Annotated in this window: 7 protein-coding genes, 1 tRNA gene and 1 pseudogene; 3 read left to right on the plus strand and 6 right to left on the minus strand. The window is 45.2% G+C overall.

Annotated elements, in window-relative coordinates; genetic code table 11:
- Positions 1-130 precede the first annotated feature (130 nt).
- The 5 genes from dtd to A3I3_RS0108205 all read right to left on the minus strand — a co-directional run bounded on the left by dtd (position 131) and on the right by A3I3_RS0108205 (position 5,159).
- Positions 131-574: a D-aminoacyl-tRNA deacylase gene (dtd, locus tag A3I3_RS0108185; protein ID WP_018372230.1), complete on the minus strand. Its 444-nt coding sequence runs from the start codon at positions 572-574 to the stop codon at positions 131-133.
- A gap of 65 nt (positions 575-639) precedes the next feature.
- Positions 640-2,856: a RelA/SpoT family protein gene (locus A3I3_RS0108190; RefSeq protein ID WP_018372231.1), complete on the minus strand. Its 2,217-nt coding sequence runs from the start codon at positions 2,854-2,856 to the stop codon at positions 640-642.
- 129 nt (positions 2,857-2,985) lie between these two features.
- Positions 2,986-3,726: a 16S rRNA (uracil(1498)-N(3))-methyltransferase gene (locus A3I3_RS0108195; RefSeq protein ID WP_018372232.1), complete on the minus strand. Its 741-nt coding sequence runs from the start codon at positions 3,724-3,726 to the stop codon at positions 2,986-2,988.
- A complete protein-coding gene (prmA, locus tag A3I3_RS0108200; RefSeq protein ID WP_018372233.1) occupies positions 3,727-4,680 on the minus strand; it encodes a 50S ribosomal protein L11 methyltransferase in 954 nt (317 codons plus the stop codon).
- Between the two features lie 8 nt (positions 4,681-4,688).
- Positions 4,689-5,159: a DUF3013 family protein gene (locus A3I3_RS0108205; RefSeq protein ID WP_018372234.1), complete on the minus strand. Its 471-nt coding sequence runs from the start codon at positions 5,157-5,159 to the stop codon at positions 4,689-4,691.
- A gap of 144 nt (positions 5,160-5,303) precedes the next feature.
- Between A3I3_RS0108205 and A3I3_RS0108210 the strand changes: the two genes are divergently transcribed.
- Complete coding sequence (locus tag A3I3_RS0108210) at positions 5,304-6,572, plus strand: replication-associated recombination protein A (RefSeq protein ID WP_018372235.1); 1,269 nt, start codon at positions 5,304-5,306, stop codon at positions 6,570-6,572.
- A gap of 265 nt (positions 6,573-6,837) precedes the next feature.
- Positions 6,838-6,910: transfer RNA gene (locus A3I3_RS0108215), tRNA-Lys, on the plus strand.
- 91 nt (positions 6,911-7,001) lie between these two features.
- On the opposite strand, the gene A3I3_RS10275 is transcribed toward A3I3_RS0108215, so the two are convergent.
- Entirely contained in the window at positions 7,002-7,502 is a 501-nt protein-coding gene (locus tag A3I3_RS10275) for a tyrosine-type recombinase/integrase (RefSeq protein ID WP_018372236.1), read from the minus strand.
- A gap of 226 nt (positions 7,503-7,728) precedes the next feature.
- Between A3I3_RS10275 and A3I3_RS10885 the strand changes: the two are divergent.
- Positions 7,729-7,866, plus strand: a pseudogene (locus A3I3_RS10885) (ISL3 family transposase); the annotation flags it as partial.

The following is a 7,866-nucleotide window of genomic DNA, read 5'->3' on the forward strand; positions in this document are numbered from 1 at the left end:
CTTAAACTCAGGTGAATACCTTGTAAAGCGACTCCCTTTTTTAGCCATAACAAAAGAACCTCCTTATAGAACAGTAGCATACATGTTTTATACTGTCCATTATAAGCGGTTCTTTTCATAAGCCACTTTTTTATTTATTCTTCGTGTCAAGGATAATGGTAACAGGACCGTCGTTGACCGGTTCAATCTGCATATCCGCACCGAAAATCCCTCTCTTGACAGACACTTCCTGAGCCAGCAGGTCATTAAAGTCGTCATAGAGCTGGCTAGCCAAGCTCGGTTCTGCCGCACCGACAAAAGCAGGGCGATTCCCCTTTTTTGTATTGGCGTAGAGGGTAAACTGGGAAATCGACAAAATCTCGCCTGCAATGTCCCTGATCGACAGGTTCATCTTGCCTGCTTCATCTGAAAAAATCCGCATATTGGCAATTTTACGGGCAGCGTAGATCAAATCTTCCCGACCGTCATCTGGTGCCACACCGACCAAAAGGAGCAGACCTTGTCCGATTTGCTCGTGAAGCTGCTGCTCAATAGTCACTGAGGCACTTGTGACCCGCTGGATAACAATTTTCATGATTTTCTTCCTATTCTTTGATAGTAGCGCCTAGTCGCTAGTCCGCTCTGCCATCTCCCCCAAAACTAACCATTGGTGCGCTTAACCGAGTAGACTTCGGGGATGTTCTTGACCTTATCAACCACCGTCGTCAACATGGCCAAATTAGCAATTCCAAATGAAACGTGAATATTGGCAAATTTCATATCTTTAGTTGGCTGAGCATTAACTGTGGAAATAGTCTTAGTCGTATTAGATAAGACTTGCAGCACATCATTAAGTAAACCTGGACGGTTGAGCCCATGAATATCAATATGTGCCATGTATTCTTTGGTTTGATTGCTGTCCTCCCATTCGACATCAATTAAGCGCTGTTCGTAATTATCCTGAGCACGGAGATTCATACAATCTACACGATGAATAGCAACGCCACGCCCCTTGGTAATATAACCGACAATGTCATCGCCCGGCACAGGATTGCAGCATTTGGCAATCCGAATGAGCAGTCCTGACGCGCCTTGAATGACCACACCACCCTCATGTTTGACTTTAAGTGTGTTTTTACCTTCTCGCTTAACTTCGCCGCCCTTGACTAACTCTTCAGCTTCTGCTTGAAGACGTTTTTTCTCCTCCTCGCGCCGCTCTTTTTCAGTCAATTTGTTGGCAACTGAGACCGCACTAACCTCACCAAAACCAATAGCTGCCAGAAGGGCATCTTCTGTTTTATAACTAGCCTTTTGCAAGTACTCGTCCATGTGCTTACGATCCATATAGCGACTGGCTACGTAGCCCATTTCCTGAAGTTGGCTTTGAAGTTGTTCACGCCCCTTGCTGATAGATAATTCTTTATCCTGATTTTTGAAAAATTGCCGAATGCGATTGCGAGCCTTACTGGTCTTGACAATATTAATCCAATCGCGACTAGGACCGAAGGAGTTAGAACTTGTGATAATCTCGACTTGGTCCCCCGTTTTGAGTTTGGTTGTTAGAGGAACCATGCGCCCGTTAACCTTGGCACCTACTGCTCTTTCTCCGACTTTCGTGTGAATTTCATAAGCAAAATCGATTGGCCCAGAATCCTTGGGCAAAGCACGTACTGATCCATCGGGAGTGAAAACATAGATTTCTTCGGATAAGAAATTTTCCTTGACCGTATCAACAAAATCCTGTGCTCCATCCGACTGAGCTTGGAGTTCTGCCATTTCTGAAATCCAACTCATTCCAATCGCTGATTCCCTGCTGTCAACCTTACCCTTGATGCCCTTCTTATAAGCCCAGTGAGCAGCGACCCCAAATTCAGCAACCTCGTGCATTTCCTTGGTCCGAATTTGAAACTCAATCGGTCCTTTTGGTCCGTAAATAGTCGTATGAATAGACTGATAACCATTTGCCTTAGGATTGGCAATATAATCCTTGAAACGCCCTGGCATCGGTCGCCATAATTCGTGAATATAACCCAGCATGGCGTAAACATCACTTGGCGTATCCAAAATACAGCGAATCGCAATTAAATCATAAATCTCGTCAAAACGTTTTTTCTTGTCCTGCATTTTGCGATAAATGGAATAAATGTGTTTTGGTCGGCCGTAGATTTTCCCGTATAAATGCCGTTCATTGGCATAGGTAGACAACTTTTTGACAACCTCATCCACTAAAGCCTCGCGCTCACGACGTTTTTCTTTCATCATGTGGGAAATTTTATAGAATTCCGTTTCATTTAGATAACGAAAAGCTAGATCTTCCAATTCCCATTTCACACTGGAAATCCCCAAACGATGAGCCAAAGGGGCGTAAATATCCAAGGTCTCACGAGATATACGCTCCTGCTTATCCTTGCGCAGGTGCTTGAGCGTCCGCATATTGTGCAAGCGATCAGCCAACTTGACCAAAATTACCCGAATGTCCTCGGACATAGCCATCAGCATTTTTCGGTGATTTTCTGCTAGTTGCTCCTCATGTGACTTATATTTAACCTTACCGAGCTTGGTTACTCCATCAACGATTTGACGAACATCAGGGCCAAATTCCTTTTCCAGATCATCTAGGCTAGCACTCGTGTCTTCAACCACATCGTGCAAAAAACCACAAGCCACCGTCACTGCGTCAAGTTTAAGTTTAGCTAAAATCCCTGCCACTTGAATGGGATGAACAATGTAAGGTTCACCTGACTTACGAAACTGGCCATTATGACGGTCAATCGCATAAATAAGTGCTTTTTGTATAAAAGCTACCTCGGCGGGTTGCAAATATTCTCTGGTAAGGGCAATCACCTGATCGCCTTTTAAATTCTCTTCTTTCGGCATATTTCTCTCCAATTCTTGTATCCTATTTTATCACTTTTAGTTAGATATGAAAACAAGTAGTCCGCTTCTGTCACAATTTATTTTATTGAAAAACTTCTCTGAACGTACTTTCAGAGAAGTTTGAATATATTATTTTAATTCGCAGAGAACACTAACAGCTGATAAGGCATAGAGCGGTGCTGTTTCTGCCCGCAAAATCCGCGGTCCTAAGCCAGCGCAAGAAGCGCCCAACTGCTCGAAGGTTTCGATTTCGGCTGGCGACAGCCCGCCCTCGGGACCAAAAATGAGCAAGAGCTTCTGTCCTCTTTTCATGCCCTGCACCGCTTTGATCAAGGCCGCAGTCTCGCCTCCCTTAGCTGACTCCTCATAGGCAACCAAAACACGGTCAAATTCGCCAAAACGCGCCAGAAAATCATCTTTTTTTTCGAATAAGCTAACTTGTGGCAACCGATTTCGCTTGCTCTGCTCGGCAGCCCCCAGCGCAATCTTGCTCAGCTTTTCAGCTTTCTTGTCTAGCTTCTTTCTGTCCCACTTGGCAACTGACCAGTCGGCTGGAAAAGCCCAAATCGCATGAGCTCCCAGCTCAGTCGTTTTCTGACTGATAAATTCCAGCTTGTCTCCCTTGGGAAAACCACAAGCAATCGTCACCTGCAAGGGCAACTCGACTTGGTCAGGCAAATCTTCCACAAGCTCAAAATGATGTGCTTCCTTGTCCAAAACGCGCGCCAAACGCTTGATACCGTCATCAAACACCAGCACAACTTGGTCATTTTCCGCCAACCGCATGACCGAAAACATGTGCTTGACCGTATCTTTGTCGGTCACTGTCAAAGGCGAAGATGCCTGTCCTTTTATAAAATACTGCTGCATCTAGCCACCTCTCACTCCTGAAATATCCTTTGTTTTCTTGAAAATACAAGCATGCCACTCGCCCTGAATGAGCTGAGTTTCTAGGAAAAAGCCAGCAGCTTCAGCGGATTGCCGCACTAATTCCCACTTGTCAGCAATAATCCCACTCATAATCAGATAGCCCTCGTCATCCAGCAGACGATACGCATCCTCTGTCAGCTCCACTAAAATGTCCGCTAAAATATTGGCAACGATGACCTGGGCTTTCTGCTCCACACCGCGCAGCAAATCCCCTGTCGCTACCTGAATATTATCCATATAAGCGTTGAGATTGATGTTCTCCTGCGCCACGCGCACCGCCACTTCGTCCAAGTCATAAGCATAGATTTCCTTGGCGCCCAGAAGTGAACTGGCAATGGAGAGAACGCTGCTTCCCGTTCCCACATCCAGCACGGTCTCACCGCCGCGCAACACCTGTTCCAAGGCAAAAAGGCTCATCTTGGTGGTCGGGTGCGTCCCTGTCCCAAAAGCCATGCCGGGGTCGAGCTTGATGATCTTCTCGCCCGCAGTCGCTTCATAATCTGTCCAAGAGGGCACAATGGTCAAATCGTGGCTAATGCGGGTCGGCTCGTAGTATTTCTTCCAGTTGTCCGCCCAATCCTCTTCGACCAATTCTTGATTGGAAAGCTGGATGTTGCCCGTCTCCAAGCCAAATCCAGCTAATTCTCGCAGACCTTTTTCAATTTCTTGTTTAATTACCTTAATATCCATGGTATCAGGATAATAAGCCCTAATGGTAACCGTCTCTTCCTGCGCCACCTCGGGCAACACTTCGCCAAACCAATCCTCACGATTGAGGTAGTCGGCGCTATCATCAATCGCCACGCCCTGACTACCCGTCTCAATCAAGAGATTGCTGACCGCTTCTTCTGCCTCACGCTTGACCCGAATGGTCAATTCTTGCCATGTATCCATATTGCCTCCTAGTACCTGGGATAAGGATAAAAAGTCGTCTCTTGCAACTTCTTCTTGCCCGCTTCAAAAACTGCTTCATTCCAGACGATTTCAAACTCCTGAGCGTCCTCGTCTGCCAGAAAATCCATGAGTGCGTCCAGCCCTGCCTCAGCTGTTTGCCCCAAGAAATCCACAAAATAAGCCAGAAACTCACGCGACAGCCCCTTTTTGGGCTCGTAAGCCACCACCGTCAAATAATCATCCGCCGTAAAACGCGACTTGGCTGGATTATAAAAAAGCACTGCTTCTTCAAAGAGGATGTCTTCTGCCGTAGCTTCGCCTGCCTCATCAACCGTCTCAACGCCCGCTTGATTTTGCACTTCCAGCAAAAAAGCCACTTCCACCGCATGATTTTTCTTGTCCCAGTTTATCTCATAGTCAAAAGAAAAATTTTTGCTCAATTCCTCATCCAAAATATCCAAAAAACCGTATTTGCTCATACTACTTCCTTCATGAAAAATATGTTAAAATAAAAGATAAGTGCTGACTTGGTCTGAAATCTTCTTTCGGTCCAGCGCAGCTATTCCCTACCAGTGTAACATAAACAGCAAGCAATAAGCAACTATCTAGGAAAGGAGCCTGCTATGTCAGACAGCCTTGCTCTCCGCATGCGCCCCCAGACCATTGACCAAGTGATTGGGCAAGAGCACCTGGTTGGCCCGGGCAAAATTATCCGCCGCATGGTCGAAGCCAATCGCCTCTCTTCCATGATTTTATACGGTCCGCCGGGTATTGGCAAAACCTCTATCGCCTCTGCAATTGCAGGCACTACCAAGTATGCCTTTCGGACTTTTAACGCTACGGTTGACTCCAAAAAACGCCTGCAAGAAATCGCCGAAGAAGCCAAATTTTCTGGCGGGCTGGTGCTGCTTTTAGATGAAATCCACCGTTTGGACAAGACCAAGCAAGATTTTCTCCTGCCTTTGCTAGAAAACGGGCTGATTATCATGATTGGGGCGACGACGGAAAATCCTTTCTTTTCTGTCACGCCAGCCATTCGCAGTCGCGTGCAGATTTTCGAGCTAGAGCCCTTGTCCAACCAAGACATCAAGAAAGCCGTGGAAGCGACACTGACTGACTCGGAGCGTGGCTTTGATTTTCCTGTTGAGCTGGATGAGGAGGCGCTGGATTTCATCGCGACCTCAACCAATGGCGATTTGCGCTCAGCTTTTAACTCGCTCGATTTGGCGGTACTTTCAACCAAGCCAGATGATGAGGGGAGCCGCCACATCACGCTAGACATCATGGAAAATAGCCTGCAAAAGAGCTACATTACCATGGATAAAAATGGCGACGGCCACTACGATGTTCTCTCTGCCCTGCAAAAGTCCATTCGCGGGTCGGATGTCAATGCCAGTCTTCATTACGCAGCGCGCTTGATTGAGGCAGGAGACTTGCCTAGCCTAGCGCGGCGTCTGACGGTCATTGCCTACGAGGACATCGGTCTTGCCAATCCCGAAGCGCAAATGCACACCGTGACCGCCCTTGAAGCTGCGCAAAAAATCGGTTTTCCTGAAGCGCGCATTCTCATCGCTAATATCGTCATCGACCTGGCTCTTTCGCCCAAGTCCAATTCGGCCTATCTGGCAATGGACGCTGCGTTAGCCGACCTAAGGAAAAACGGCAACCTGCCTATTCCACGACATCTGCGCGACGGCCATTACGCTGGCAGCAAGGAATTAGGCAACGCCCAGGATTATCTCTATCCCCACAATTATCCAGAAAAATGGGTCAAGCAGGACTATCTACCTGACAAGCTCAAAGAGGCGGATTATTTCACGCCAAATGAGACTGGAAAGTACGAGCGAGCCCTCGGAGCTACCAAGCAGAAAATCGACCAACTCAAAAAATAATGGTATCGTTTGCAAAAAATTGTTTTTTTCTCTTGAAATTTTTCAAATTTATGGTATTATAATTATAGAAACGCTGTGGTGTACGACTTCACACTTAAGTGTTGACCGACTATTTTTTGTATTACTAGGGAAACAAAAGACTTCTAACAGCATGTAGGCCGTGTCACGCGGAAACAGCTTCAGTTAGAGCGAGTTGCCCACCTGCTTAATTGCGCGGGTTCAATACAAACCGTGAAGGTCCGGCACCAATACAGCTTTTTCTATTGCCTCCTTAGCTCAGTTGGTAGAGCAGTAGACTCTTAATCTATGGGTCGCAGGTTCGAGCCCTGCAGGGGGCATAAGTATAAACATCCAGAAAGCCTATTTCAATGGGCTTTTTTGGTGCATTTTTTCATTTTGCCCGGAGCTTTTTCTCTTCTCCAGTTCTGTCTATTCATCCTTTGTTTCCTTCAATAAATGAATATAGGTTTCTCTCAACGTTGATGTATCCTTATGACCGAACCATTTTGCCAAAACTTCTAAAGGAACACCTTCTTGAACTTTAACACTACCATATGTATGTCTCGCTCCATAGACTGTTATCAATGGCTCTATTTCTAACTCCTTTAGAATTTTCTTTAATTTCTTATTTAGCGTGGATTCATCCGGAACAGCCCATTTTGCACCAAATTGAAAAAACACAAAATTTTGTTCATTCTTTAACTCTAGCACTCTTAAAATGCGTTCTTGTTCCATCCTTAACTCTTTTAAAACCGTCATAGCTTGTCTATTTACTGGAACTCTTCTAACGGAAGGGTTTCTTCTATTTACTTTGCGATAATAATGATCATTTTTAGGAGGAACAATTTTATGCTTTTTAGACGACCAACGAGCATGGGTATAAATTTTTTGATTTTCAAAATCTACATCTTCCCACTTTAAAGCCAACATCTCAGCAGGTCTTAATCCCAGCGTGAACTGAAAGTATAAAACATAAAAAGATAAGCTAGGCAAAAATTAACCAAATACAAAATAAAAAAAGCATCAACATAACGGCTCTATAATTTCTGTAGTGGGTAAAATCACTTTAGGGATTATGGAGCTTATTTTGTTGTAGAAAAAAAGTCCCATATGACCTATAATGAAAAGCGACCAAACCATCATTAGAAAGACTCATATGGAACAATTAAATTTTATCACAAACTTACTGGAAATCAAAGACCCTAACATTACGATTTTGGATGTTCTAGATGCTGGAACGCATAAAGAAATCATCGCGAAGTTGGATTATCCTGCTCCTAAATGCTACAGCTGT

It is taken from the genome of Streptococcus massiliensis DSM 18628, assembly GCF_000380065.1.
In the GTDB taxonomy this organism is placed as follows: domain Bacteria; phylum Bacillota; class Bacilli; order Lactobacillales; family Streptococcaceae; genus Streptococcus; species Streptococcus massiliensis.

Excerpts from the sequence above, each read along its gene's own strand:
- dtd (WP_018372230.1), bottom strand. The coding sequence starts at position 574 with ATGAAAATTGTTATCCAGCGGGTCACAAGTGCCTCAGTGACTATTGAG.
- A3I3_RS0108190 (WP_018372231.1), bottom strand. The coding sequence starts at position 2,856 with ATGCCGAAAGAAGAGAATTTAAAAGGCGATCAGGTGATTGCCCTTACC.
- A3I3_RS0108195 (WP_018372232.1), bottom strand. The coding sequence starts at position 3,726 with ATGCAGCAGTATTTTATAAAAGGACAGGCATCTTCGCCTTTGACAGTG.
- prmA (WP_018372233.1), bottom strand. The coding sequence starts at position 4,680 with ATGGATACATGGCAAGAATTGACCATTCGGGTCAAGCGTGAGGCAGAA.
- A3I3_RS0108205 (WP_018372234.1), bottom strand. The coding sequence starts at position 5,159 with ATGAGCAAATACGGTTTTTTGGATATTTTGGATGAGGAATTGAGCAAA.
- A3I3_RS0108210 (WP_018372235.1), top strand. The coding sequence starts at position 5,304 with ATGTCAGACAGCCTTGCTCTCCGCATGCGCCCCCAGACCATTGACCAA.
- A3I3_RS10275 (WP_018372236.1), bottom strand. The coding sequence starts at position 7,502 with ATGTTGGCTTTAAAGTGGGAAGATGTAGATTTTGAAAATCAAAAAATT.